The organism is Pseudoalteromonas sp. SR43-2, from assembly GCF_014163885.1.
GTDB lineage: Bacteria > Pseudomonadota > Gammaproteobacteria > Enterobacterales > Alteromonadaceae > Pseudoalteromonas > Pseudoalteromonas distincta.
In genome coordinates, this window is the sequence record NZ_JACJED010000003.1 from 65,658 (window position 1) to 91,390 (window position 25,733).

Annotated in this window: 21 protein-coding genes; 2 read left to right on the forward strand and 19 right to left on the reverse strand. The window is 39.2% G+C overall.

Annotation, left to right across the window (positions count from 1 at the left end):
- Positions 1-6 precede the first annotated feature (6 nt).
- From H5120_RS03320 to H5120_RS03330, 3 genes are read right to left on the reverse strand one after another with little or no spacing between them, the layout of a single operon-like run.
- Positions 7-1,419, reverse strand: a complete 1,413-nt coding sequence (locus tag H5120_RS03320) for a TolC family protein (protein WP_182673588.1) — start codon at positions 1,417-1,419, stop codon at positions 7-9.
- Complete coding sequence (locus H5120_RS03325) at positions 1,412-4,564, reverse strand: efflux RND transporter permease subunit (RefSeq protein ID WP_182673589.1); 3,153 nt, start codon at positions 4,562-4,564, stop codon at positions 1,412-1,414. Before H5120_RS03325 ends, H5120_RS03320 begins: the two co-directional genes overlap by 8 nt.
- Positions 4,565-4,573: 9 nt before the next feature.
- Positions 4,574-5,743, reverse strand: coding sequence for an efflux RND transporter periplasmic adaptor subunit (locus H5120_RS03330; protein WP_024595653.1), 1,170 nt, complete (start codon positions 5,741-5,743; stop codon positions 4,574-4,576).
- 119 nt (positions 5,744-5,862) lie between these two features.
- Between H5120_RS03330 and H5120_RS03335 the strand changes: the two genes are divergently transcribed.
- Positions 5,863-6,801, forward strand: coding sequence for a LysR family transcriptional regulator (locus H5120_RS03335; protein WP_182673590.1), 939 nt, complete (start codon positions 5,863-5,865; stop codon positions 6,799-6,801).
- 10 nt (positions 6,802-6,811) lie between these two features.
- On the opposite strand, the gene H5120_RS03340 is transcribed toward H5120_RS03335, so the two are convergent.
- The 7 genes from H5120_RS03340 to H5120_RS03370 form a co-directional block, all read right to left on the reverse strand.
- Positions 6,812-7,849 (reverse strand): GGDEF domain-containing protein, encoded by a 1,038-nt coding sequence (locus tag H5120_RS03340; RefSeq protein ID WP_182673591.1) that lies wholly within the window; start codon positions 7,847-7,849, stop codon positions 6,812-6,814.
- 147 nt (positions 7,850-7,996) lie between these two features.
- Entirely contained in the window at positions 7,997-8,968 is a 972-nt protein-coding gene (gene moaA / locus H5120_RS03345; protein ID WP_007582018.1) for a GTP 3',8-cyclase MoaA, read from the reverse strand.
- A gap of 185 nt (positions 8,969-9,153) precedes the next feature.
- Complete coding sequence (locus H5120_RS03350; protein WP_182673592.1) at positions 9,154-11,445, reverse strand: xanthine dehydrogenase family protein molybdopterin-binding subunit; 2,292 nt, start codon at positions 11,443-11,445, stop codon at positions 9,154-9,156.
- A gap of 12 nt (positions 11,446-11,457) precedes the next feature.
- Positions 11,458-11,946, reverse strand: a complete 489-nt coding sequence (locus tag H5120_RS03355; RefSeq protein WP_007582016.1) for a (2Fe-2S)-binding protein — start codon at positions 11,944-11,946, stop codon at positions 11,458-11,460.
- A 199-nt stretch (positions 11,947-12,145) separates the two neighbouring features.
- Positions 12,146-12,739 (reverse strand): nucleotidyltransferase family protein, encoded by a 594-nt coding sequence (locus H5120_RS03360; protein ID WP_182673593.1) that lies wholly within the window; start codon positions 12,737-12,739, stop codon positions 12,146-12,148.
- Positions 12,733-13,761 (reverse strand): XdhC family protein, encoded by a 1,029-nt coding sequence (locus H5120_RS03365; RefSeq protein WP_182673594.1) that lies wholly within the window; start codon positions 13,759-13,761, stop codon positions 12,733-12,735. The genes H5120_RS03360 and H5120_RS03365 overlap by 7 nt, the downstream gene beginning before the upstream one ends.
- 84 nt (positions 13,762-13,845) lie before the next feature.
- Complete coding sequence (locus H5120_RS03370) at positions 13,846-14,709, reverse strand: DUF6279 family lipoprotein (protein WP_182673595.1); 864 nt, start codon at positions 14,707-14,709, stop codon at positions 13,846-13,848.
- 781 nt (positions 14,710-15,490) lie between these two features.
- On the opposite strand from H5120_RS03370, the gene H5120_RS03375 reads away from it, so the two are divergent.
- A complete protein-coding gene (locus H5120_RS03375; RefSeq protein ID WP_149593050.1) occupies positions 15,491-16,216 on the forward strand; it encodes a tetratricopeptide repeat protein in 726 nt (241 codons plus the stop codon).
- A gap of 136 nt (positions 16,217-16,352) precedes the next feature.
- Here H5120_RS03375 and H5120_RS03380 read toward each other — a convergent pair whose 3' ends face one another.
- The 9 genes from H5120_RS03380 to H5120_RS03420 form a co-directional block, all read right to left on the reverse strand.
- The gene (locus tag H5120_RS03380; RefSeq protein WP_404936368.1) at positions 16,353-17,747 is read right to left on the reverse strand and encodes a coniferyl aldehyde dehydrogenase; all 1,395 of its coding nucleotides are present in this window, start codon (positions 17,745-17,747) and stop codon (positions 16,353-16,355) included.
- 214 nt (positions 17,748-17,961) lie between these two features.
- A complete protein-coding gene (locus H5120_RS03385; protein ID WP_182673597.1) occupies positions 17,962-19,437 on the reverse strand; it encodes a DASS family sodium-coupled anion symporter in 1,476 nt (491 codons plus the stop codon).
- Positions 19,438-19,446: 9 nt separating this feature from the next.
- Entirely contained in the window at positions 19,447-20,403 is a 957-nt protein-coding gene (locus H5120_RS03390) for a porin (RefSeq protein WP_182673598.1), read from the reverse strand.
- A gap of 176 nt (positions 20,404-20,579) precedes the next feature.
- Positions 20,580-21,944 (reverse strand): sigma-54 dependent transcriptional regulator, encoded by a 1,365-nt coding sequence (locus tag H5120_RS03395; RefSeq protein WP_002959078.1) that lies wholly within the window; start codon positions 21,942-21,944, stop codon positions 20,580-20,582.
- A complete protein-coding gene (locus H5120_RS03400; RefSeq protein ID WP_182671144.1) occupies positions 21,937-23,667 on the reverse strand; it encodes an ATP-binding protein in 1,731 nt (576 codons plus the stop codon). The genes H5120_RS03395 and H5120_RS03400 overlap by 8 nt, the downstream gene beginning before the upstream one ends.
- Before the next feature lie 190 nt (positions 23,668-23,857).
- Complete coding sequence (locus H5120_RS03405) at positions 23,858-24,121, reverse strand: hypothetical protein (RefSeq protein WP_024595558.1); 264 nt, start codon at positions 24,119-24,121, stop codon at positions 23,858-23,860.
- Positions 24,122-24,282: 161 nt separating this feature from the next.
- The gene (locus H5120_RS03410) at positions 24,283-24,534 is read right to left on the reverse strand and encodes a hypothetical protein (RefSeq protein WP_002959073.1); all 252 of its coding nucleotides are present in this window, start codon (positions 24,532-24,534) and stop codon (positions 24,283-24,285) included.
- Positions 24,535-24,839: 305 nt separating this feature from the next.
- A complete protein-coding gene (locus H5120_RS03415) occupies positions 24,840-25,208 on the reverse strand; it encodes a response regulator (protein ID WP_024595560.1) in 369 nt (122 codons plus the stop codon).
- Between the two features lie 92 nt (positions 25,209-25,300).
- A complete protein-coding gene (locus H5120_RS03420; protein ID WP_024595561.1) occupies positions 25,301-25,705 on the reverse strand; it encodes a DUF1761 domain-containing protein in 405 nt (134 codons plus the stop codon).
- Positions 25,706-25,733: the final 28 nt, after the last annotated feature.

The window sequence follows — 25,733 nt, forward strand, 5'->3', positions numbered from 1 at the left end:
ATAACTCTACTTATTAGTGTCGTTTAACGCATAACTCCATTGGCCATTAAATGACTGGTAAGCATTTACTTTGGCAAGCAGTGAAGAAATTGTTGTTTCAACAGCATTTTCTTGTGCTATTAAAACATCCTGACGCGCATCTAACAACTCAAGGTAAGGAATTTGACCTTCTTCGTACATTGCCTGGGCTTGTAAAAATGCTTTATTAGCAAAGTCATAGCGCTCATCGGCAAAGCGTTTTTGCTGTGCTTGATTGACCAACAATTGCAGTGAAAGTTCACTTTCACTGAGTGCAGTTAATACCACTTGTTGATAATCGCTGTATGCGGCTTCACTTAAAAACTGCTGCGCGTCGCGCTGCGCTAATAATGCTGGGTAGCTTAATAACGACCATTGCAACTGCGGCGCTACTTGCCACTGCTGATCGGTATTTTTTAAGCCTGTGCTGTCTATACTCACAACCCCTGCAAATGCAGATAAGCTAATATCTGGTAATAACGCTTTGCTAGCTGCAACACTTAAACTACTTGCTTGGCTAAAATCAAACAGTGCGCGGCTAATATCAGGACGTAAGGCAATGGCATTATTAGCGTTTTTTAGTGCGACGCTAAAGTCACGTTCAAGCACGCCTTGCTCGTTTTCAATAGCAATATTTTGCGCTAGCTTACCGCTTAGTACTGCAAGCGCAGATAAGTCGCTATATTTTGCATACTCAATAGCAGGCATAAGTGCTTGTTGCTGCCTAAGCTGCGCCATAGTACGGTTTAAATCAAGCTCGTTTGCAACGCCTTCGTCAACTCGGGCTTGAAGAACGTCAATACTTTGCTCAAGCGCTTCTATTTGAAGCGCTACAATGTGTTGTTTTTCAACATTACCCTGATAGCTCACAAAGCCTTTAACAACCGACGATACTACTTCTATTTGTAATAAACGTACTTGCTCTGCTTGGCTCATGGCCGATGCATTTGCAGCATCAACCAACGCCGTTATACGACCAAATAAATCTAGCTGCCAATCAAGTGCAACGTTTGCACTTGATTGACGGTCAAACACGCTTGGTGCATCGGTTCGAGCTGCTCCAACATTTACGCCACCTTGCGGAAAGTACTGGGCTTTTTGCTCTCCTAATCGCGCTAATGCGCTTTTAAGTGTTAGCTGGCTTGTTTGCAAATTATAGTTATTTGCAAGCGCGCCAGTAACAAGCTCATTTAGTTGATCAGAATTAAGCTTTTTCCACCAATTTGTTTCATCAGCAACGCTAACGTTACTTGCAATATTAGCTTTAGCGACAAATTCGTTAACAGCTTTTTGCTCGCTCATGGTGTCTATTTTACTCGCGCACCCGGCTAAAAACGCAGCGACTAATACTGCACTGACAGTTAGACTTGTTTTAAGTCTTTTTTGCATTAATTTAGTCATGAGTATTCTCCTGCGCTTTCTCTTTTTTGTTAGTCACTAACATATAAAATACCGGCGTAAACAATAGACCAAACACGGTTACACCTATCATGCCTGAGAATACGGCGTTACCCATTGCGTGTCGCATTTCGGCGCCCGCACCGGTGGCAAGTACTAACGGTACAACACCTGCTGTAAATGCAATTGACGTCATTAATATTGGGCGCAAGCGCATACGACATGCCTCAAGTATTGCCTCTAAGTGCGATAAGCCTGAGTCGTGTCTATCTTTTGCAAACTCAACCATCAATATCGCATTTTTAGAAGCCAACGCGACCAGAACTATGAGCGCTATTTGGGTGAATATGTTGTTGTCAGAGCCAACAAACCACACACCTAACAAGGCTGAGAAAATAGTCATTGGTACAATTAATATAATTGCCAGTGGTAAACGTAAGCTCTCGTACTGCGCTGCAAGTACCATAAATACAAGTAATACAACTAACGGGAATACATAAACCATGGTGTTACCGGCAAGTACTTGTTGGTACGTTACTTCAGTCCACTCATATTCAATACCTGTTGGTAGTGTGTCTGCGAGTACTTTTTCAATAGCAACTTGTGCTTGATCAGAGCTATAACCTGGCGCTGGGCTACCATTTAACTCTGCACTTGGGTAACCGTTGTAATGCATAACACGGTCAGGACCAATTGTTGGTGTTACTGTTAATACAGAGCCTAGTGGCACCATATTACCTGAGCGGTTACGTACTTTTAAATTAAGTATTTGATCAGGGTCTAAGCGGTAGTCAGCATCAGCCTGTGCATTTACTTGGTACGTACGACCAAACATATTAAAGTCATTTACGTACACAGAGCCTAAGTAAATTTGCAGTGCGTTAAATACTTCATCAAGTGGAATACCTTGAATAAGCGCTTGTTCGCGGTCAATATCAATATCCATTTGTGGAACTTGAATACGGAAACTTGAGTACAGGCCCATTAATGCAGGGTCTTGTTGCGCTTTACCAATAACGGCTTGCAGGCTATTAAATAGTGCTTCAAACCCTTTATTAGCTCTGTCTTCTATTTGCAGTTTAAAACCACCTGTAGTGCCTAAACCTTGAATTGGCGGCGGTGGAAATACCGCTACAAATGCCTCATCAATGGCAGCAAAACGTTTATTCAACTGCGCCGCTATCGCCATCGCTGATTGGCTCGGATCGGTACGTTTGTCAAAGCTCTCAAGTGGTGTAAATACAATGCCGCTGTTAGGGCTGTTTGTAAAACCGTTCACTGATAAGCCAGGAAAAGCAACAGTATGTGCAACGCCTGGGACTTCTAATGCAATTTGCTGCATTTGAGCAAGTACGTCTTCAGTACGATCAAGGCTTGATGCGTCAGGTAACTGCGCAATAGCCACTAAATACTGTTTATCTTGCTGTGGAATAAAGCCACCTGGTACGGTATCAAATAACTTAATTGTGCCACCAACAAGTGCAATATAAGACACCATTACAACAACAGTCATACGGATTAGTTTTTGTACCAGTTTTTCGTAACCTTTTGCACCACGATTAAATACGCGGTTAAATGGTTTAAACAACCAACGACCAAACAATTTATTAAGTAAACGCGTGAACGCATCTGGTTTTGCATCGTGCGATTTTAGTAACAATGCAGCAAGCGCAGGCGATAACGTTAATGAGTTAAACGCTGAAATAATCGTCGAAATTGTAATTGTAAGGGCAAATTGCTTATAAAACTGACCTGATAAACCGGTAATAAACGCAGTAGGAATAAATACAGCACTTAGTACTAATGCAATGGCAATAATAGGGCCAGTTACTTCGCTCATTGCAACGCGGGTTGCTTCAAGAGGCGATAAACCATTTTCGATATTACGCTCTACGTTTTCAACAACTACAATCGCATCATCTACAACTATACCTATGGCCAATACTAAGCCAAACAACGACAAGGTATTAATTGAGACACCTAACCACTGCATTACAGCAAACGTACCAATGAGTGAAATAGGCACAGCAATTAACGGAATAATTGATGCACGCCACGTTTGTAAAAATACAATAACAACAATAACTACCAGTACAATTGCTTCAAGCAAAGTGGCAATTACCGCGTCAATTGAGCCGCGAACAAATACCGTAGGGTCGTACACAATGTCGTATTCAACACCAGTAGGGAAATCTTTAGATAAGCGCGCCATTGTTTCGCGTACTTGATCAGAAAGCTCAATAGCGTTTGAACCTGGACGTTGAAATATTGGCATTGCAAGAGCTGGTTGGTTATCAAGCTCTGCACGCAGTGCGTAAGTGTCTTGACCTAAATCAACACGGGCTATATCAGATAAACGCGTTAACTGACCTTCGTCGCCTACTTTAATAATAACTTGTTCAAATTCTTCAATACTGTTTAAACGACCTTTAACGTTTAACAATATTTGAAATTGACTGTCGTTTGAAATTGGTTGTGCACCTAAGCTACCTGCAGCAACTTGCTGGTTTTGCGAGCGAAGCGCTGTTACTACATCTGTTGCTGTTAATTCGCGTGCAGCAAGTGCATCTGGGTTAAGCCATACTCGCATTGAGTATTTACCGCCACCGAATAAGCGAATATCACCTACGCCTGGTAAGCGCGCAATTTCATCTTTAATGTTTAAATCAGCATAATTAGATAAGTAAGCTGTGTCGTGCGTTTTTTCAGGTGAATATAAATGCACCACCATGGTTAAATCGGGTGATGACTTTTCAGCCACAACACCTAAACGCTGTACTTCTTCTGGCAAACGCGGAAGTGCACTGTTTACACGGTTTTGTACTTGTACTTGGGCACGGTCTAAATCGGTACCTAACGCAAAAGTTACCGTTAGAGTCATACGGCCATCACTAGTACCTTGCGAAAACATATATAGCATGTTTTCAGTGCCGTTAATTTCTTGCTCCAGCGGTGTTGCCACTGTTTGCGCAATAACGGTAGGGTTAGCACCTGGGTAGTTGGCGGTAACAACAACTGTTGGAGGAACTACTTCTGGGTATTCACTTACTGGTAATTGGAATAGTGATATGCCACCAGCAATTAAAATAACCAACGACAGCATAGCCGCAAATATTGGGCGCTGTATAAAGAAATGCGAAAATTTCATCAATAAACCTTATTGCTTAGCCACAAGTTGTGCGTTGTCGTTTGACAATGTAAATGCCACACCGCTTGTATCAATTGTTACTGTTTGCGGAGAGATTGGCATACCAGGACCTACGCGAGCAGGACCATTTACAGCAATTACATCACCTTCGTTAAGGCCTGAAGTAACCGCACGTAATGCACCGTAACGTTCACCAATAGTAATTAGTTTGTATTCAAGTACGTTGTTTTCGCCAACGGTTAGTACAAAGCGATTTTTTAAGTCAGTACCAATTGCACGTTCTGGGATAATAATAGCGTCGCTAATAGAATTGGCTGCAAGCTTGATACGTGCAAACGAGCCTGCGCGTAATTGGTTGTTGTCTTCATTAAATACCGCACGTACACGTAATGTGCCCGTTGATGAATTAATTTGGTTATCAATAAAGTTAATGTAGCCTTTGTATGCAAAATCACTTTGACCGACTTTTTGCATTACAACAGTTTGGTGGCTCGCAGCAGTAACATCATTAAAAGAGCTATTCCATGTGCGCTCATCAACATCAAAGTAAGCGTACATAGCTTGGTTTGAAACAATCGATGTTAATACGCTTTGACCCGCAAGTACGTTATTACCTTTAGTAATATTTGCACGAGAAATAATGCCATCAATTGGTGATACTACTGACGTAAACTCTAAATCAAGTTCTGCTGAAGTAAGTTGTGCTTGCAGTGCAGAAAGCTGTGCTTCGCGTTGGCGCAGTGTTGAAGTGCGCGCTTGTGCTTGCTCTGTAGAGATTGCCTTACGGTCTAATAAGCGTACCGCACGTTTGTCTTCACTTTTAGCTTGTTCTAAGGCGGCTTCTGCACTTTTAATTTGCGCTTTTAAGCTTGCAACAACCGCTGCAAATGGGCGAGCATCTAATTGAAATAAAACATCGCCTTCTTTAACCACGTCGCCTTCTTTAAATTCAATGCTATCGATGATTCCTGATACACGCGGCATTAAAGCAACTTCTTGTGGAGACTCTAAACGAGTTGTATATGTGTGCCAGCTTTGTACCGGCTTAACAAGCACCTGTGCTACATCAATTGGTTGAAGTTGCTGTGCAGGTGCTGATTGAGCTGTGCTCTCATCAGCACAACCCGCGAGTGTTAAAGAGGCCGCAGTAAGTGCAGCAGCAATTAGATGTTTGTTCATGAAGACGCTCCATTGTTGATTAGCCTCGCATAATACGGATTAAATCCGTGTGTAAAAACCATAGATTTTTAAATTCATTAATGCCAAAATGGCATCAATGAATTAGTTAAGGTGTAATAATGGATACAACAAGTCGACTTTTAATGTTACTTGAAGTAGTTGAGCAAGGCTCTTTTGCTAAAGCTGCAGAAATACGCAACATAGATCGCTCTGTTATATCTAAACAAATTAGCCGTTTAGAGGATGAGTTAGGCGTTAGGTTACTTAACCGAACTACTCGTTCATTTTCGCTCACAGCGGCAGGCGCCGAAATGATCAAAAAAGCAGCTGAGCTTAGAGAGCTGCTCGGCGAAACCGTGCGCATGGCTGAAAACTATCATTTAGAACCGCGCGGCGTTTTAAAAATCACTTCATCAACTCTTATTGGTCGTCGTTATTTACAACCTGTGCTTAATGATTTTCAAAAACGCTTTCCGCAAGTAGAAGTCGAACTGCGCTTAGACGATAGATTAGTAGACATAGTCTCTGAAGGATTTGATTTGGCTTTTCGTGTAGGAGAGCCTAAAGACTCGTCACTTATTGCACGTAAAATAGCGCGTAATCGATTATTAATTTTAGCTGCGCCACAGTTTATTGAAACTTATGGTATGCCAAAAACAATGGAAGAGTTAGCGACATTACCAGCAGCAAGCTATGCCAGTAATTCTATTCGAGTAGAAGCAATAGATTATTACGATAGTAAAGGTGAGCGCTGCGAGCAAAAAATAAAAAGTGTGTTTCGTGCAAATGATGCCGAGTCATTGTTAATGAAAACATTGTCGGGCACAACTTACTTTGTCGCCCCTGCATTTATTATTGGTGATGAAATAATACAAGGTAAGTTAGTGCCTTTATTGACCGATGTAAAACTGATGGAGTTTAGCGCGATGTATGCCGTATATCCGCATCGAGATTTACCAGTAAGAACCCGATTATTTTTTGATGCTGTACGCGAGCATTTAGGAAAAGATAAACCGATTTGGGAAAACGGGATCCCTAACTTTGAACAAATGTACTAAGTAGCACGACTTACGCAACAACTGCCTCGTAATCATTTTCTGTTTTAAACTTACAATACACTTTATTGCGACCAAATTGCTTTGCTTTGTATAACTGTTTATCAGCTTGGTTTACAAAGCTTTCCAATGAATTGGTACTTTTAAATTTTGCGACACCAATACTGGTTGTAACATTGATTGCAAGGCCGTCAATGTCAAATGTGGTACTTTCAAAACGTGCCCTTATTTGTTCGGCGGTTTTCAGCGCGGCCTCATCATTTTCAAAAGAGCTAAATAAAGCAAACTCCTCACCGCCGACTCTAAATACATACCCTCTAGCGAGTATAACTCTTAGTAAAGTTGCTACTTCAATAAGCACTTGGTCACCCACACCATGGCCATATTCATCATTTACTTGTTTAAAAAAATCTAAATCAAGTAAGAATAAATATAACTGTGATTTATCTTGTAGTTCTACTTCAAAGTAGTGGTTCATTGAAAGGCGATTGCCTGCACCCGTTAGTGGGTCAAGTAAAGCTAAATTTTTAAGTCGCCTTGAAAAGTGTGAACGACTCCCTTCAAAAACGTGAGAAATCGCCCAAATACTTAAATAAGCACAGAGTAGATTAAGAGATAAGTTAAAAGTCTCAAAGGGGGCAAGCGTAGACTGACTACCTAAAATAAATACTTGGGTGACTAATAAATTTGCAGAGAAAATTACACCATATTTTTTACCTAATAGTAGGTAGTACAAAATAGGTAATGCAAACGACCATACATAAACACCGTTACGAGGCGACGCCAAAGATGTACCTAAAATAACAATGGATGTGATAAGTGCGCACATTACAACGGATTGCCAAAACTGTAATGGGCGGCGTATGAGTGTAATGTAAGTAAATATACAATAAATAGAAAAACAGATTTCGATATAGCCAAGCAATGGAAAGTTATTTACGGTTAAATTAAACCCCGCAAATCCAACCGATAAAACACCAAAGCAAAGGCACATTCCTCTTAGAACGTCTTTTCTTAATGATTTAGTGCTATTAAGGGCTGCGATATCCATTCTAATCACTTAATAAAAATAAAAAGTAAGTTTAACGTGAAAATACAATTTAACAAGCTTTGTTGCTCTAAAACCATGTAAACACTCCCCTTTATAGATATTTTAGGAACACATTTGATGTTTTCGTTTACAAATTAGCTCTAAAAACTAGCCACCTAACATAGATAAATTAGTAGTAATACCTGTATTACCTTGATGTAAAAGATGAGTTGGCTTTTTAGTTTTAATATAGCGAGATAACAATGCCATTAATTCACTATTCGAACTGTCGTTCATATATTCTCTTAGCGAAATACCCTCTTCAGAAAACAAACACAAGTGCAGATTTCCTTTTGCTGTAACCCTTAATCGGTTACAGGTACTACAAAAATCGTTGCTGTAAGGCATTATTAAACCAATCCTGCCTTGATAATCAGGATGCGCAAACTCTTGAGCAGGACCTGCTGATGCACTACGCGCAACTTGCTGCCAACCCGTTTGTAATAGCTGAGTTTTTAAAACTTGCCCAGAAACATGGTTAGCATCAAAAAAGGCTTTGTTGTCGTTTGTTTGCATCAATTCTATAAAGCGGATGGTGACGGGGCGGTGTTTAACCCAATTTAAAAATGTATCAAACTCTTTTGCGTTATATTGCTTCATCAGCACGCTGTTTATTTTTACCGAATCAATACCCGTTTCAAGCGCAGTATCAATACCTTTCATTACTGAGGTAAATTTGTCATGCCCAGTAATGGTGTTAAACATGCGTGAATCTAAACTATCAATGCTTACATTAATGGCGTTTAAACCTGCATCTACCCAGTCATGAATATTCTTATGAAGAGAAAAACCATTGGTGGTCATTGCAATTTTTTTTATGCCCGCAACATCTTTTGCCGCGCGAACAACATCTATAAAGTCTTTTCTAAGGGTTGGCTCTCCGCCAGTGATCCTTACTTTTTCAATACCATGGTGTGCAAACGCTTTAAGTGTATTGCTAATTTCATCAATTGTGAGGAAGCCACGGTCGTGACCGCCCTGATAACCATCTGGTAAACAATAAACACACTTAAAATTACATACATCAGTAATAGACAAACGTAGGTAACTAAACTCTCGCCCTGTTGGGTCGATTAGCATAAATAAACCTTAACTAATATCAACACGTAATAACAACCTAATACCAATTTGCAATAATACTTAATCGTTTAATTAAGCAAACTGGTATAAACAACGCTACCTATTGATACATAAATAATAATTACATAAATATATTTAATAACTAAAGGGGCAGCATAAAGCAAACCCCTTTAATTATTTTTGTTTTACGCTTCTAAGCCTTTTTTAAGTTCGCTTGGCTTCATTGGTAGGTCACGTAAACGCACGCCTACTGCATTAAATACAGCATTACCAATCGCAGGAGCAACCCCTATCACGCCAGGCTCACCTAAACCAACTGGAAACTCATCGCTTTGTAAAAACTCGATGTCCATATCTGGTACATCTTGCATTCTTAGCGGTAAATAAGTATTAAAGTTAGTCGCAGATACCTGTCCATCTTTATACGTATTTGACTCATGCAATGCAAGACTACTGCCCCATAGTAACGACCCTTCAATTTGCGCCAGTGCGCCATCAGGGTGAACTATTAAGCCCGCATCTACAACAACATAAAGCTTTTTAAGCGTTATTTTACCACTATCACGGTTAACGTGAACATGCGCTGCGGTTGCAAGCCATGCTGGCATTGTACGTTCTTGCCCTGAGCTTACAGAAAAACCAATGCCTTCGTCTTTCGCCAATTTTACAGAAGCTACTTTGTCAGACACCGTTTTAAGCACATTACGTAAGCGCAGTGCTCCGCCAACGCTCTCAGGTGCTTTACCTGCTTGCTTGCCTTTACCATCTAACAGTTCAATTCTAAATTGAACAGGATCTTTGCCTTGCTTATGGGCAATTTCATCAATAAACGACTCAAGACTCCATGCAATCCAGCCAGGCCCTACTGAACGTAGCCAACCTGGATTAAAGGTGCTTTGTGCAACTTCGTTATTAATAGCGCGAGCACGATGACTGCTCATGCTGTACCAATGATCAGCGCCTGATGCTGAAAATGCATCAAATTTACCTTTGCCATCAACACCCGGTGATAAAAACCCTGGAGCCATAGCTTTAGTAGGCCAACCAGCAGCAAATGCATGCTCCATCCCTGTGAAGGTACCATTTTTGTCAAACGATGCCGTCATTTTTGCAGCAGATGCAGAACGAGACTGATCGAATAAACTATCATCTGCCCGTGTAAATACCAGTTTTACTGGTTTACCTACTGCTTTTGCAGTTAGAGCCGCAGGTACAGTCCAATCACCAAATAATCGACGACCAAAACCACCACCTAAATAATAAGGACGAATAATTACTTTGTTTTGTTCTATATCGAGTGCTTTAGCAAGCGCTGGTAACGTAAGTGACTGCCACTGGTTACCTGTATGAATAATCCAATTTCCGTCTTTAAACTCTGCAACCGCATTTAATGGTTCTAGCTGATAATGACTCGCTGTCGCTGTGGTATACATTGATTCTAACGACTCACTAGCGTCTGCTTGGGTTTTCTTTATATCGCCTTCATCAACAAACAAAGTGCCCGAGTCGCGTTGCTCGCATAATCGCTTACCTTCTTTTTGAATATCAGCTTCAGATATATTTGCCGACTCACCCTTTTTGTAACTCACCTTTAAAGCATCTACTGCTTTAATGGCACTTGGGTAACTATCAGCTAATACAACAACCCAGCCTTGCACTGTGTTACTAGGGTCATTTAAAATTTCATAGCCTTTGTAACCTTTAATTGCTTTTGCTGCACTATCGTCAACGTTTGTTACTGTGCTGCCATAACGAGTTGGTGGAATAACTGGACGCGCGTACAGCATGCCTTCAACTTCTACATCTATCCCATATACTGCTGTACCATTTGTTTTGGCTGGTATATCAAGCGCTTTAAAGTCTTGTTTAAGCCCTGTTAAATGACGTTTATTAGCAGGTTTTAGTGGCAGGTTTGAAACTTCATCACTGGTAAATGTACGATTAAACTCGCCTTTTTTAACTATGTCTGCGTAACTAACCGATTTTTCGCCTGCAATAATATAGCCCTTTTCAGCACGACATTTATCTGCAGTCACGCCGAGCATTTTAGCTCCAGCTTCTATTAATGCAATTCGACCTGCAGCACCGGCTTGAGATAATGGCTTAAAGCTTTGAAATACAGACCACGAACCACCCGTTACCATAAAGCCCCATTTTTCATGAGTATCTACGTAGGTAATTGATACTTTATCCCAATCACATTCAAGTTCATCAGCCACAATACGCGCAAGAGCAGTACCAATATGTTGACCCATTTCAGCTTTTGCAATACTTACTTCTACGGCGCCGTCGGTGCTCATAGTCCACCAAATAGTGGGTGAAAAAGCTTGTTGCGCAATTGATTCTTTTGCACTGAGCGAACCCGAAAATAACGCAGGGGCAAACGCCATGACTAAGCCTGCGCTAGCAGTGCCAATCATAAACGAGCGACGATTTAAATTAACGGTTTCGCTATTTTTTTGAAATAATTTTTTCATTATCGGCTCCAGTTAAGCGTCTTGTGCATTTGGATCAAATATATTTACGACACTTTGCGACTCATCTGCAGCGCGTTGAATAGCAGTTTTAATACGTTTATAAGCCATACAGCGACAGTAGTTACCATTCATATGGCTTACTATTTCTTCATCTGAAGGACTTGGATTAGCTGCCAGTAATGTAGCAGCTTGCATTATTTGTCCCGACTGACAGTAACCGCACTGTGGTACTTGCTCTTCAACCCATGCTTTTTGAAGTGGGTGTTCGTTATTAAGTCCTTCAATTGTGGTAATGTTTTTTCCTGCAATTGCGCCAATTGGTAAAACACATGAGCGAGTTGCCTGCCCATCTAAATGCACCGTACACGCACCACACATTGCAATACCGCAACCAAACTTCGTCCCTTTTAATCCAATTTCATCACGAATAACCCATAACAATGGTGTATCTTCACTTGCGTGTGATTCAACCACCTTGCCATTAATTGTAAACGTCACCATAGCTTGCCCCTTGATTAAGCTTTATAACCTGCGTTTAAATTGTTTAATTTAAACGCAGGTTATAACAGTTAAGATTGTTGTAACTACTAATCCATAACACATATAGTTACCGCATCAGCTACATTAACAGCTAAATACCATAACCACTGCACTAAAGCGTTAGCGCAGCTAAAACTTATTTTGCCCTACTAATACTTTTTCACTCATTTTTAGCTATAAAATTACTTAGCTGCTTTTGAGTATCGATGTCTAAACTCGCACTACGTAAACTAATTGTATTGACTACTTCACTGCTGGAGCGCAGTAATTGCTGTGCACCTCTATCTGAAGTTAAGCTTGCAAGCTGAGATAAATCAACCGCTGGGAATATAGCGGGTACGCCTAAACGCTCGCCATAGTTTGCGCACCAGCGCGATGGATTACGTGTAAAACCAGTAACTAGCTCACTTAAGTGCGCTACTTTGAGCTCAACCTGATCCGCAAGCATAAATAAAATCCCATCAAAGGACTTATTTTTAAACACAGTTTGAGAAGCTGTCGCGATTGAATGACCCAAACCTTGGCTCCATTGCTTGTTCTCAATCAGCTCTATGTTTTTATAACCTGCCAGTGCTTGCGCTACTTCTTTATGCCATGCCCCGGTAACTACATACACCGGCGTGTCATCAAGTGCATGCAGTGTATTTACAGCATGCTCAATCATTGTTTTGCCAAAGCCAATATCAGCTGTTAATTTACAGCCGTTAAAGCGAGATGATTGACCTGCGGCTAAAACAACTTTTGCAATTAGCACGGCTCTTGCCCCCAATGGCTCAGTGATTGGGCATCTTTATCACACAGCACTGCATGTATTTCGCTGATCAGCGATAGTGCAATACTCTCTGGCGAGTCGCCGCCTAAATTTAAACCGACAGGCCCAAAAACAGGAGACTTAATTTGTGATACTCGCGTATTTGCGTGCTCTAAAACTTGCTCACGCCTGTGCTTAGGACCCAATAACCCTATATATTTAAACGGTACATCTTTAAATTGAGCCAACGTACTGGCGTCAAGTTCAACGCTGTGAGCCATTAAAATAGCAGCATCGACTTTATTAGTTATGCAATATTCTTTTAACTCACTCGGTGTGATGCGCAAAATAGCATTTGCATTTTTAAAATATTGTCTTTTTGCATTAGCCGCGCGTGTATCCCATACCGTTACACTCCAACCAAGTTGTTTGGCAAATGTATAAACCGGAACTGCATCTGCTCCACCACCTACTATTAATAAATGGGGCGGTGGATAAATAGAGGTTTGCAAGCACGTAGCGCCTTGTAATTCTACCAATTGCGCTTTGCGGTTCATTGATAAACCATGCAACTCATCATTTTGCGAAAATACACCACTACCGGCTGGCAAAATGGGGCTTACTTGTTGAAGGTATCGCCCTGGTTTATTCTCATTAAGTGCTTTAGATACAAGCTCTAACTGTAAATAGTCATTAGCTTTATGAATGGGCTGCAGTAAAATATGTACTATGCCCCCACAACCAATGCCAAGTTGAAATGTTAAATCGTCTTCATCGGTGGCATCATAACTAATGGTTTTGCTGCTTAAACTACTCATTACTTGTTTAGCATGGCGTTGTATGTCAGCTTCTAAACAGCCTCCTGAAAGCATCCCCAAGCGCTCGCCTAGGCTTGAAATAAGCATCATAGCGCCTATCTTTCTGTAGCTAGAGCCTTCAATTTTGTACAAAGTAGCTAAAACCCATTCTTGGTTATTCCTATCGGGATACCAAGTGTTTAAGATACTTTTCAAATCTGTAACCATATATTGCCCTTTAAAAAGCATTTTTGCGTTTAAAAACAAATCAGCCTAAACAGCTAATTTAAAACTTAATAATTCACGCACAATTTAATTTTCTATTATATCGTTTAAGGTCTCAATTAACTCATCAAATTGATCATTAACGCTTTGGCGTTGTTTATCATTTAGAGTTGAGTTTAATTCGTAGAGTAAATTTATATATAAATCTAAGTTTGCTTCATTGCTTTTCAATAGTGCGTCGCTCATATATAGTTCGCGCTCTTTAATAACTGTACTCAACTGATTTATAAATTCTTTTTTTGTTATTTCAACATTTTCAAATACCTGTTTGGCTGCATTCAAACGGGTTTGTTTGTATTCCAACCACAACATTCCAGAGTCTTGATGTTGCTCATTAGTTGATTTAATCAGCGCTTTTTGTTGTTTATTAAGCTTGCCGATCCACTGCTCGTAGTATTCAAATTGCTCTTCCAAACGCTCACTTTTTCGCTCAAGCGGGGTTTGTTCGTCAAACTCTTCACGTTCGTCGTTAATTTTTATTTGAATATTGTTTAAAAGTTCTTCTCTTTGCTCACTTGATAAGGTTGCCCCAAGCTCTGCTAAAGGCATGTGCGCGTATTCGAGTAAGTTTTGCCAATGCTTTTTAGCAAAAACCACCTGCTCTTTTAACTGATCGTTGCTTAGTGTGTTGTTAAAAAGTGCCTTAATATTTTGGATGTCTTGTTTGTAAGCTGGTAGCTGCGTACTTCTATGCCATGCTTGAGTCGTGTTAATGATCTGTTTGAGCTGCTTATTTTGTGTTTTATTTAAATCAATATAATCATCTACCCAAAATGACGAAAGCCAGCTCAAGTTGTTATAAGTAAATGAGGCTGAACAACTACACAAAAATACCATGCTGATAGCAAAGCATGCATTTATCACTTTTTTAGCTTTAAGATTATTAAGCATCACTTTCCTTATTTTAAATTTTATAATCATGAAAACCCTATTTGATAATAATTATCATTTAAGTATTGACTTGCGCGTTAATCTAACTAATAATCATTATCAGAAACAAAGTGTACCGACCTCAGTGCCTATGGAAGGATATTCAGCAAGGATGCTGACACATTAAAAGAAGAACGTGCCGCTTCGTGGTATTACTTACTCGACCCAAGTAATAACACCAAATATCACATTTACTTGCTACATTGCTCATATTAGTGACGGTTAATATGACTCAAAAAAGCCCTAACGGGCTTTTTTTATATCTTTAAATTTTCTATAAAATCTGTATCTTACACTTCTTAAACTCATTTACTTACCTTGAAAGTCCATCGCGCTGTTATTTATATTTTATACGCACGATCTTATAAGGTGCCACCTTGCGTTTACACTAAAGCTGGCGTAAAACATAACAGTAGACCCCTTTTTTGCATCTATTTATAGTAGCCGATCTAGTCTTTACATAAATGTATTGGGTATTAAACGTTTATAATGTGCAAATAGTGCAAAAATTTAATAAATTAGCATTTAACTATGGCCTGTTGAACTTTTAGGATTAAAATTTTTTCTATCTAGGCGCTATTTAATCGCCGCGCAAAGTTTGTAGCTTAGTAAGCTCATTAAAAAACCGAGCAGCAAAGAGCAAACCGCCTCAAGGGCGAGCCTAAATAGCAGTGGGTGTTTAACCTAAAAAATGTACTGGCTCTAAAATCTATCGAAACTATTACTAATTGGAGACATTAATATGTCACAGTTTAATTTAAAAGCACTCGTTCTTGCTGGCGTTTTACTTGCCAGCCCTTTTGCTCATGCAACATTAGAAGATGGCATAAGAGCAGCTAACGAAGGTGAATTTGCAGTCGCCCTAAAAGAATTCCAATACCTAGCAGATAAAGGTTTTGCGCCAGGAATTTACGAACTAGCCAAATTATACGAAGGTGGATACGGTGTAACACGCGATTACCGCAAAGCAGCTGCACTTTATCAACAAGGCGTTAAAAAAAACCATGCTGATTCGATGTTTGCTCTAGCGGTTTTATACGATGAAGGTAAAGGCGTTAAACTTGATCATCAAATGGCAGTTACCTTATTTGAAAAAGCAGCTAAGAAGAATTTACCTGCAGCTCAATTTAATTTGGGCGTAATGTACGCTAATGGCGTGGGTGTTACACGAGACTATGAAGCGGCACGTAACTGGTACGAAAAAGCAGCTGCAAACAATTACTCTTTAGCGCAATTTAATTTAGCCCTCATGTATTTTGAAGGACTAGGTATGCCAAAAGATTTAGAAAAGTCATATATTTGGAATACTATCGCTGAGTACAACGGCAATATGCAAGCGAGTCATAGCCGTAAACTTGATGAGCGTAAAATGCTGCCTAAAGAAATTGAAGAAGCTAAAGAAAAAGCCGATGCCATTTATGCAAAAATACAAGTGGGTACCTATGCTGGCGAAGGTCGCTTATTTTAAAGTCTTATTTTAGAGTTTAAGACCGTAGCTTTAAACTAATCTAAAAAAGGCTGAATTACGTTATGTAATTCAGCCTTTTTAATATATCTTGATTAGCAAGTTAAAACCTATTCAACTTTACCAAATCAGCACCCTATTATTTTATGTAAAGCCACTTTAGAAGCTTAATAATAAGTTTGCTTTGTTTTAGTAGCATAACAATGCGAGGATTAAACGAGCCCGATACTAACGTATTTTTAGCATGGCTAAACGTTAAAAAACCTTCTATACCATGATAATGCCCCATTCCTGAATGCCCTACACCACCAAAAGGAGCATCGTCAGCAGTTACTTGCACTAATGTATCGTTTATTGCCACAGTGCCACTGATTGTTTGCTTCATAATGTATTCTTGAGCGTGTTTATCTTGGCCTAAAATATAAAGCGCTAATGGGTGGTGATGAGCTTTAATATAGTCAATTACAGTGTCGAGCTTTTCATAACTCATTATTGGTAGTATTGGACCAAATAACTCATCTTGCATAAGCTGCATTTCGTCAGTTACTTGAGTCACTAAATGCAGCCCCATACGATGCTTTTCTTCGTCTTGCTGGTTTTGCTCAAGTGGCTTAATAATGTTTGCGCCAAGCTCTTGGGCTTGCTCTAAGTAGGTTGCTAAACGTTTATAGTGTGCATCGCTAATAATAGAGGTTAAGTTTTTCCCTTCAACACCGTCTTTAAAATGCTTTTTATACAGCTCGCATAATTGCTGAATAAGCTGATGCTCAAGCTCTTTGGGTACAAATACGTAGTCGGGTGCAACGCATATTTGCCCGGCGTTGGCCATTTTGCCAAACAGTAAGGCTTGTGCCGCTTTTTTAATATCGGCATTTTGCGTAATAATAACTGGCGATTTACCACCGAGTTCAAGCGTTACCGGCGTTAAATTACGACTCGCTGACGCCATTACTAATTTACCTACGTTCGTAGAACCCGTAAATAATAAATGAGCAAATGGCAGTGATGAAAACTGTGCTGCAACATCACTCCCCCCTAGTATTATTTTACAATGAGCTTGCAGATCATCTTTAAATATTTTTTCGATAACGGCGTTTGTATGAGGTGTGAATTCGCTTAATTTAAGCATCACTCTATTACCGGCAGCTATGGCGGTAAGCACAGGTACTAACGCTAACTGAATCGGGTAATTCCACGGTGCAATAATACCAACCACACCTTTGGGCTGATAATTAACACTTACTTTTGAAGGCCATAAGCTTAAACCCACAGAGCGATTACTTGGCTTTGCCCATTTTGGCAATTTTTTAATAATGTGCGCGAGTGTTTGCACTGTAGGTAATATATCGCCGAGTAAGGTATCGAAAGCGGTTCTGTAACCAAAGTCTTTTGAAGCAGCATCTACTAACTCTTGCTCAAGTTCAACAATACGTACACGGAGTTTTTTCAATAAAACGAGACGTTTATCAATTGGCAAGTAAGGCGTTTCGAGAAAGCTTTTTTGCAATTCATCAAACTGGGGAATTAAAGGCATTGCCTGTGATGTCTCAGTGCTCAAAATAGGTTACTCAATTTTTAAAGTTATTAACGACTATAACCTTGTTCTGTTTTTCGAGCAATAACACTAATTATCTAAAAAAGAGCTTCTTAGGCAATATAAATAAGCATAAAGAGTAGCTTTGTTTAAATTGTAAATATAAACAAAGCTACTCTGGTAATAGGTTGGTTGGAACTAATTGAATGGATAGTTAAAAATTAAACACTTGGGCTGCAATCGTCATTGTAACCAGTGTTATTAACGCAATTGCTACAATATTTAATACAAAACCCGCTCTTATCATATCGCGCATTTGTAGTTGACCTGAACCAAAAACAATAGCGTTAGGCGGTGTCGCTACAGGCATCATAAATGCACAGCTACACGCTATAGCGGCAGGAATAACCCATACCAACGGTGAACCTGTTATAGACTCAGCAACAGGACCTAATAAAGGTAAGAACCCTGCGGCTGTTGCGGTATTACTTGTGATCTCAGTTAAAAACGTAATTAATGCAACAACAACAAGTACGCTCATAACCAGTGGAATTGCGCTTGCGCCTTCAATCATGTGAGCAATAAATTCAGCAAGGCCTGACGATTTAATTTGAGATGCAAGCGTAAGTCCGCCCCCAAACAATAGCAATACGCCCCAAGGCACTTGTGAGGCATTTTGCCAATCAAGAATTCGCTCATCACTGCCTTTATTCGCTGGCATTACAAACAACAGCAATGCCGCTGCGATTGCAATAGTAGTATCTGAAATATTAAGACCCGTTATGTCACCTAATAAAGGTCTAAATATCCAACAAAGTGCAGCAAGTACAAATACAAATAACACGCCTTTTTCGGCGCGCTGCATTATACCTAGGCTTTTTAACTGCGTTGAAAACACCGCTTTTGTATCAATTTTTTGATCGTTTTTAACATTAGCATCTACTTTATAAGCAAATTTAGTAAGCCAAACCCAGCTAATAATAAGCATACTTAAAGACAGAGGTACGCCTACAATCATCCATTGTGCAAAGCCAATTTCTATTTGATAACTATCAGACAAGTACGCAGCCATTAAAGCATTAGGCGGAGTACCGATTAAGGTAGCAATACCACCAATACTTGCACCATAAGCGATTGATAACAGTAAAGCCTTACCAAAACCTTCATTACTCGGGTCTGATTGCTTAACTAAACTGGTGATCGAAAGCGCAATAGGCAGCATCATTACGGCTGTTGCGGTATTAGACATCCACATCGACAAAAATGCGGTTACCAGCATCATTGCTAAAATTTGCAAGCTTGGCTTTTTACCCGCATACAACATCGTACTTAACGCAATACGTTTATGTAATCCCCAACGTTCCATAGCTATAGAAATTAAAAAGCCCCCTAAAAACAAGAAGATCAAAGGATGTGCGTACGGCGCAGCCACACTTTTTATTGCTGCTATGTCAGCTAAGGGAGATATAACTAAAGGAAGTAATGCAGTTGCCGGAATTGGCACTACTTCGCTGACCCACCACGATGCCATCCAAAATGCTAAACCTGCGGTTTTAAATGCCGCTACAGACATACCCGTTGGTGGATCGAGTAAACATGTTAATAGCATTACTAATGGGCCAAGTATTAAAAAAAGCCATTGGAAATGTCTTTTCTTATCTGTTTTTTGCGTGAGTATATTATCTGTCATGGCAGGCCTCTAAAATTTGTATTTAAGACCAAGCGCAACACTGCTGTCGTCTTGTTCTTCTAAATTAAGGTCGGTGTATAAAAGGTAAGCAGTTGTTTGCTTATCAAATACATAGTCAAGGCCCGTAGTCCATTGCGTTGCCTCAGAAGTTTGACGAAGTAAAGAGTCGTCTTTAGCAAACTGTAATTTAGGTACCCATTTATCAAGCGTATAGCTTGCACTTAACACATAACCGTTACCTGATTTTATACCATCTGTTGATTCAGAATGCTGATACAGTGCACCAAGCTGTAATTGTTCAAATTTATAGGCTGCTGCTATTCGGCTCGCATTAATATTATTGAGAGAATCAACATGGCTTAATGATAAGTAATATGAGGTGTTTTTTAAGCTACGATCACCATAAATAAAGGTTGCTGCAAATCCAGCTTCGTTATCTTTGTTGTCATCTTTTGGAGCATAAGTAAACGAAAATTGCGTATTATGCCAATGCTTAGAAGTGTATGTTAGCGTATCACCAAGTCTATCTTGTCCTGCAATAACTTGGGCTATGTCACCTTGGGTTTCATTAAAGTTATCAACTTTGCCTTCAGAGTATTTAAAACGAGTATCATTTCTTCCCACTACAAGCTCGCCAAATTGACCTTTTAAACCAAGGTATGTATTCCTTGCACTAAATGGCTCTTCGGTGTCATCTTGCTCAAAGCCTTTTACTTGCACTTCGTATTTAAAAACAACGTTTAAATATTCATTTAATTTGTGTTGCCCTTGAATACCTATACGCGAAAATGGCGCTTCAATCTGCGTGCCTTCTTCTGCGTAACGCATAATACCCGTATCTGTATTAGCAATTTGTACTTCGGCTTTACCATAAACATCATATTCAGTAGCACAAGCCGTGTACGAGTAAAAAGCTAAGCTACTTATTGAGGTGAGTAAAATAGTAGAGTGTGTAAACTTTATCATTATGTGTCCTAATTATTAGAATCTACTTGTTGTCAGACCTAATAAGGCAACTTTACTGCCAATGGTAAAATACTATTACATTTCAGACGGTTAATGGGTATTGCGTTTAAAAAAGAGAATAAATGTGCGGTTTCCCACACACCATAAAAACGAAGTTGTCACATAAACCACACAATTTAGTCAATAAACATATCGCGGTTTAAATTGTATTTACTCATTTTATCGTAAAGGGTTTTACGAGCGATTTGCAGTGTATCCATCGTATTTTTAATACTGCCATGGTTACGCTCTAGGGCTTCTTCTATTAACGACTGCTCATAAAAAGCAACTTTTTCAGATAGGCTTAAATCGGGAGAAAGCTCACCTTTAGCCTGCGTTTTGCTAACACTAAAAGCAAGTTCTACTCCTAATAAAACCGCGCGCTCAGCTTGGTTTCTAAGCTCCCTTACATTACCAGGCCAGTCGTACGCTAAGAGTCGCTGTTGTATTTCGCTATTAAGAGGTGCTGGCGGCTTGTGATAGCGTGTTGCTGCAATAGAGCTAAAATGCTTAAACAGTAATACTATATCTGCTTTGCGAGCTCTAAGAGGCGGTATATCTACTTTTACCAAGCTTAGTCGATAATATAAATCTGCTCTAAATTCACCTTTTTCAACTAATAAAAGCAAATCTACTTTAGTGGCTGCAACAATTCTTATATCTAACTCAATTGCTTTATTATCACCTACTGGAGTTACTTTTCGCTCCTCTAATACGCGTAATAATTTAACCTGCAACGACATTGGGGTACTTTCTATTTCATCTAAAAAAACTGTACCACCTTGTGCAAATTCAAACTTTCCCTTACGAGTGTGAGTTGCTCCGGTATAGGCACCACTTGCAGCACCAAACAACTCGCTTTCTATCAACTGCTCAGGCACCGCGCCGCAATTTATAGCAACAAAGTTACTTGCTGAGCGAATACTTTGATCGTGTAAGTAACGCGCTACAAGCTCTTTACCCGTGCCAGTTTCACCTTCAATCATTACATCAGCTGGGGTATCAATAACCGTATTGAGTAAATGCATCATATCTTGCATTTTAGGAGTATCACCCAGTATTCGTACACCCGGCGCTGAGGTTTTTTGTACAGCAAGTTTTAGTGCACGATTTTGAATCACTAAGCTACGCTTGTCGCATGCTCTTGCTATGCAATCAAGCAATGTTTCGTTTACTGGTTTTTCAAATAAGTCATACGCGCCTAATTGCATAGCTTTAACAGCAATAGTTACATCGGCGTACCCTGTTAAAAATATAACAGGCAGTTCACTATCAAATGCCGTGACTTGCTCAAGCAAAGTTAGCCCATCCATTGCAGGCATATTTATGTCACTCAGTACAACGCCCATAAAACGTCGATTAAGCTTTGTTAGAGCCGTACTTGCATCATTAAAGCACTCAACTGTGTAGCCTTCGAGAGTAAGTAATTGCTTTAATGAATCTCTGATCATCGCTTCATCATCAACTACAATGATGTGCTTACACGGTGAGTTTTCAATCATCTGTATTATCCTGCGCGCTTGATAGACTGATTATAAACTCAGCCCCGCCTTGCAGTCGATTGTGCGCGCTTAAAGAGCCATTAAACGAGTTAATGATTTGTTTTGAAATAGATAATCCAAGGCCTAAGCCGTTACTCTCTTTAGTACTATAAAAAGGTTCGAAAATATTACCAAAAGCATGTTGCTCTATTCCAGGCCCTGTATCTAAAATTGAGAGTTTTACTCGGTTATCAAAACACTCAACATTAAAACTTAATTTACGTATTATTGCGCCATTCATAGCTTGGCTCGCGTTAGTTATTAAGTTTACCAACACTTGCTCAAATTTAAGTGAATCAACCCACACTATTAACCCACTATCTAAATTAGGCTGCTCTACGTGTACGTTATCTTGCTTTAGTTGTGAGCTGGCAATCATCAAGGCGTTATTTAATAAACCAGCTAACGGATAAGGCCTTAATTGAGTTTGTGATGGTTTACTAAAATGTTTTAGCTGCCCCACTATTTTGTGTACGCGACCTACAAGCCCCTCAATCACAGTTATACTTTCGCCAAGTGCGGTGTAATTTTGCTTAGCGAGTAAACGTTTGGCGCTTGCTAGGTAAGTATTCATAGCGCTAAGGGGCTGGTTTATTTCGTGATTAATACCTGCACTTAACTGCCCAATTGTTGCAAGTTTTGCTGATTGAACTAATGCAACTTGCGTTTTCTCAAGCTCTTGTGTGCGCTCAATCACTTTTTGTTCAAGACTATGCCTAGAGTAAACGAGCTTTTTATAACCCGCAAAACGAGCAAGTAAGCTATAACCAACAATCATAACTAAAGCATAAATACTAAATGCCCAAAACAAGCGTATTAATTGAGCTGAATTTACTTTTGTAATATCAACAAGTACGTTCATATGTGCACTAAAGTAACGCAATGGTTTTGTCGCACTCACATAAAGGTTTTTATTAATTTTGAAATGCGAAATACCCTGGCTCTTATATTGAAATTGCTTAATATATACAGGTTGATGATCTAAATAGGCACGGCGTAATTTTATATTACGTCGCTTTGTTATATCAAACTCGCTGAAGCTATTTAAACGCCATGTTTGCATATCAGACATCGCAATTACATTATCACTAAGCTCTAAATAAAAATGGCTACCTTTAGATGTATTTAAAAGCTCTCTGTCGTTTTCAAATTTGCTTACATTCACTTTTAATACAACAACACCAACCGCTTTGTTGTCGTGATAAACAGCCTGCGAAAAATAAATGCCACGCTCTTTTGAGCGCATACCTAGTGCAAAATAGGCCACTTTTTCACCTGCAAATGCACGCTTAAAATATGGTCTAAAGGCAAAGTTACTGCCTAAAAATGTGTAATCGGCTTGCCAGTTACTACTTGCCGTTACTGCGCCTTGGGCATTCAGTACAAATATATCTGATGCACCGCTAGCTTGTTGTATATCAGCTAAGTAGTTATTTATAGCGTTGTAATGGGCTTGGTCGCCGTTTGCAAATTCAATCATTAACTGATTATAAGTAAGTAGCTGGGGAATAGCCGAAAAACGAGCGAGTTCAGTATCAATGTAATTATTTAATTGAGTAACCTGACGCTGCGCTTGAGCTGTTGCTTTTTCAATATCGTGAGCGCGGCCTACCCAAAATGTAACAACCAAAATTAATACTAATAATATACATACTGTAATTATTTTTTTAGAAAACGTAAACATGGCCTACCCGAGAAATAGCCTAAAAATTTAAGGTCGCTAGTGTAACGACTTATATAAGGCAGGGATATAAACTTTTTGTTAACAAATGAATTTAATTATACTTGTTAATTAAATTTAGTCCCAAAAACAAAAAACACCGCAAACAGTTGTGCTTGCAGTGTTTAAGGTTTAGAACAAAATTAATACGTTATTAATTTGTAGCTAAAGCTGATCTGTTTTTTAGGTATTTGTATAAACCAATTAATGAAGCAGCTATCCAAAATATTTCTATCACAAAGCTCGCTAAATTAAAGTTATAACAAAGGCTAATTAACAACAAAATCGCCCCTGTTAAATTCATCATATTATACGTTAGGCTAGATGGAGACGTTTTTCCTAGCTGCAGTAAGAAAAATGAACCAACTACTAAAAAAGTACCTGTCATACCTATGATGTCAAATAAGAGTGCTATCACGAAACTATCCTTTATCCATTTTTAAATAACCCAATAAACTGGCCCGATCCATGGGGAGGGTATTTTTTCATTCATTGAAACAGCAAACCGGGCGATTCTATCAATATGGTAAATTCTAACAAGGCCATATGTCCGTATGAAGAAATTTTACTGTATCTGAATTATTTAAAAGTTACTTTGCCACCAATTATTTTATAGGCAGGTGCACCACGAATAATCGCTTCTCGGGCAAAAGGCCGACTACAGTTAGGGCAAATACAGGGCTCGTGTGTAAAGTCTTGACTAATACGCTCTTTAAAACACTTAACTAATGCTCCTTTGCCTCCTTTTCGATATTTAAATAAGGAAGCTTTACAAGCAGAGCAAAAAATATCGACCGTTTTAGTGGGGCCTTTTTTATTAGGTTTTGCCATTAAGTCCTGCTGTACTATATAAAAAATTATTCTTTATGATACCAGTTTATAGCAATTCGTTTAATTAAGTGATCTATTTAGAGGGTAGAAAAACGTGTTGATAGCTAGGCGAAAATTCGCTATTTAACTGTTCTAAATGAGAATTTTTTAACACAGGGAGCGACACATTTAGCCTCGCAAAATGATTAGGTATTATTGCTTATTGGTATTAGGTAGATAAAGGTGACCACTGGGTTGTAAAATTTTTACGCGGTATGGATACTAAAGTGAGCTCATAATAATTTAATGATGATGAAAAATGTAACCTAATCTTTGAAAAAGAAGCGGTTTAATTGAGATGATAGTACATTCATGTTAAAAGGTTTGATTATAAACCCCGATACTTTAGCTGCAATAACTTGCTTAACTTTATCTGTACTATCCTCACAGGTAACCATCAACACAGGAATATCGGCAAGGGCTCTGTCTTTTCGAATGTTTGTGAGTAAATCAACACCATCCATTTTTGGCATATGAAGATCTGTAATAACCAAATCGAAATGCTGGTCACGTAATAAAGCCAAAGCTTGTAATCCATCTGTAGCTTCAACGATATTGCAATACTCCAATTTTCTTAGCATATTAATTAAAACATGACGCATGAGCGGCATATCATCAACAACTAATATTTTCATTAATACCGCTACCAAATCATGTAAATACGATTATATAAACCTACTCTACTCTCAGGTAAGAATCAAACTGGGCATTAACGGCTACTCAACCCTTACGGCCAAATACCTAAGATAAGCCCCATTAACGAAAACTGTAAAATACAGTAACTCCCATTAATTAAAAATAGTTTTAAAGGCCGTTGCTCAAATATATAACTTAATCCTAGTGAACTACTGATCCAAAAAAAGCCGATCACAAAGCCTGTTCCTACACACTCAACTAAACTTGCGTCTTTACCTAAAAATAGAGACAACATTAAAGCCGCTATAAATACTAAAAAGAAGCTGCCGCCAAATATCAACTTGGGATTGGCTGATTGCAAATCAAGGTCAGTTAAGCCAATACTTTCTAGCCAAGCGTTTTTAAAGAGTGCTTTTGAGTACCATATGCCGCCAAGCATAAAAGAAGACAGTGCAGCCACCAGTATTGCAAAATAATCTACATCTAAAAGGTTCATACAAACAGCCGTATACAAAATGTGTAAT

What these genes read in the sequence shown, in the direction of transcription:
- moaA (WP_007582018.1), bottom strand. Translation starts at nt 8,968, where the DNA reads ATGCTAATCGACCCAACAGGGCGAGAGTTTAGTTACCTACGTTTGTCT.
- H5120_RS03335 (WP_182673590.1), top strand. Translation starts at nt 5,863, where the DNA reads ATGGATACAACAAGTCGACTTTTAATGTTACTTGAAGTAGTTGAGCAA.
- H5120_RS03350 (WP_182673592.1), bottom strand. Translation starts at nt 11,445, where the DNA reads ATGAAAAAATTATTTCAAAAAAATAGCGAAACCGTTAATTTAAATCGT.
- H5120_RS03420 (WP_024595561.1), bottom strand. Translation starts at nt 25,705, where the DNA reads ATGAACCTTTTAGATGTAGATTATTTTGCAATACTGGTGGCTGCACTG.
- H5120_RS03390 (WP_182673598.1), bottom strand. Translation starts at nt 20,403, where the DNA reads ATGATAAAGTTTACACACTCTACTATTTTACTCACCTCAATAAGTAGC.
- H5120_RS03410 (WP_002959073.1), bottom strand. Translation starts at nt 24,534, where the DNA reads ATGGCAAAACCTAATAAAAAAGGCCCCACTAAAACGGTCGATATTTTT.
- H5120_RS03375 (WP_149593050.1), top strand. Translation starts at nt 15,491, where the DNA reads ATGTCACAGTTTAATTTAAAAGCACTCGTTCTTGCTGGCGTTTTACTT.
- H5120_RS03320 (WP_182673588.1), bottom strand. Translation starts at nt 1,419, where the DNA reads ATGACTAAATTAATGCAAAAAAGACTTAAAACAAGTCTAACTGTCAGT.
- H5120_RS03365 (WP_182673594.1), bottom strand. Translation starts at nt 13,761, where the DNA reads ATGGTTACAGATTTGAAAAGTATCTTAAACACTTGGTATCCCGATAGG.
- H5120_RS03355 (WP_007582016.1), bottom strand. Translation starts at nt 11,946, where the DNA reads ATGGTGACGTTTACAATTAATGGCAAGGTGGTTGAATCACACGCAAGT.
- H5120_RS03380 (WP_404936368.1), bottom strand. Translation starts at nt 17,747, where the DNA reads ATGCCTTTAATTCCCCAGTTTGATGAATTGCAAAAAAGCTTTCTCGAA.
- H5120_RS03385 (WP_182673597.1), bottom strand. Translation starts at nt 19,437, where the DNA reads ATGACAGATAATATACTCACGCAAAAAACAGATAAGAAAAGACATTTC.
- H5120_RS03415 (WP_024595560.1), bottom strand. Translation starts at nt 25,208, where the DNA reads ATGAAAATATTAGTTGTTGATGATATGCCGCTCATGCGTCATGTTTTA.
- H5120_RS03370 (WP_182673595.1), bottom strand. Translation starts at nt 14,709, where the DNA reads ATGCTTAATAATCTTAAAGCTAAAAAAGTGATAAATGCATGCTTTGCT.
- H5120_RS03340 (WP_182673591.1), bottom strand. Translation starts at nt 7,849, where the DNA reads ATGGATATCGCAGCCCTTAATAGCACTAAATCATTAAGAAAAGACGTT.
- H5120_RS03400 (WP_182671144.1), bottom strand. Translation starts at nt 23,667, where the DNA reads ATGTTTACGTTTTCTAAAAAAATAATTACAGTATGTATATTATTAGTA.
- H5120_RS03325 (WP_182673589.1), bottom strand. Translation starts at nt 4,564, where the DNA reads ATGAAATTTTCGCATTTCTTTATACAGCGCCCAATATTTGCGGCTATG.
- H5120_RS03395 (WP_002959078.1), bottom strand. Translation starts at nt 21,944, where the DNA reads ATGATTGAAAACTCACCGTGTAAGCACATCATTGTAGTTGATGATGAA.
- H5120_RS03330 (WP_024595653.1), bottom strand. Translation starts at nt 5,743, where the DNA reads ATGAACAAACATCTAATTGCTGCTGCACTTACTGCGGCCTCTTTAACA.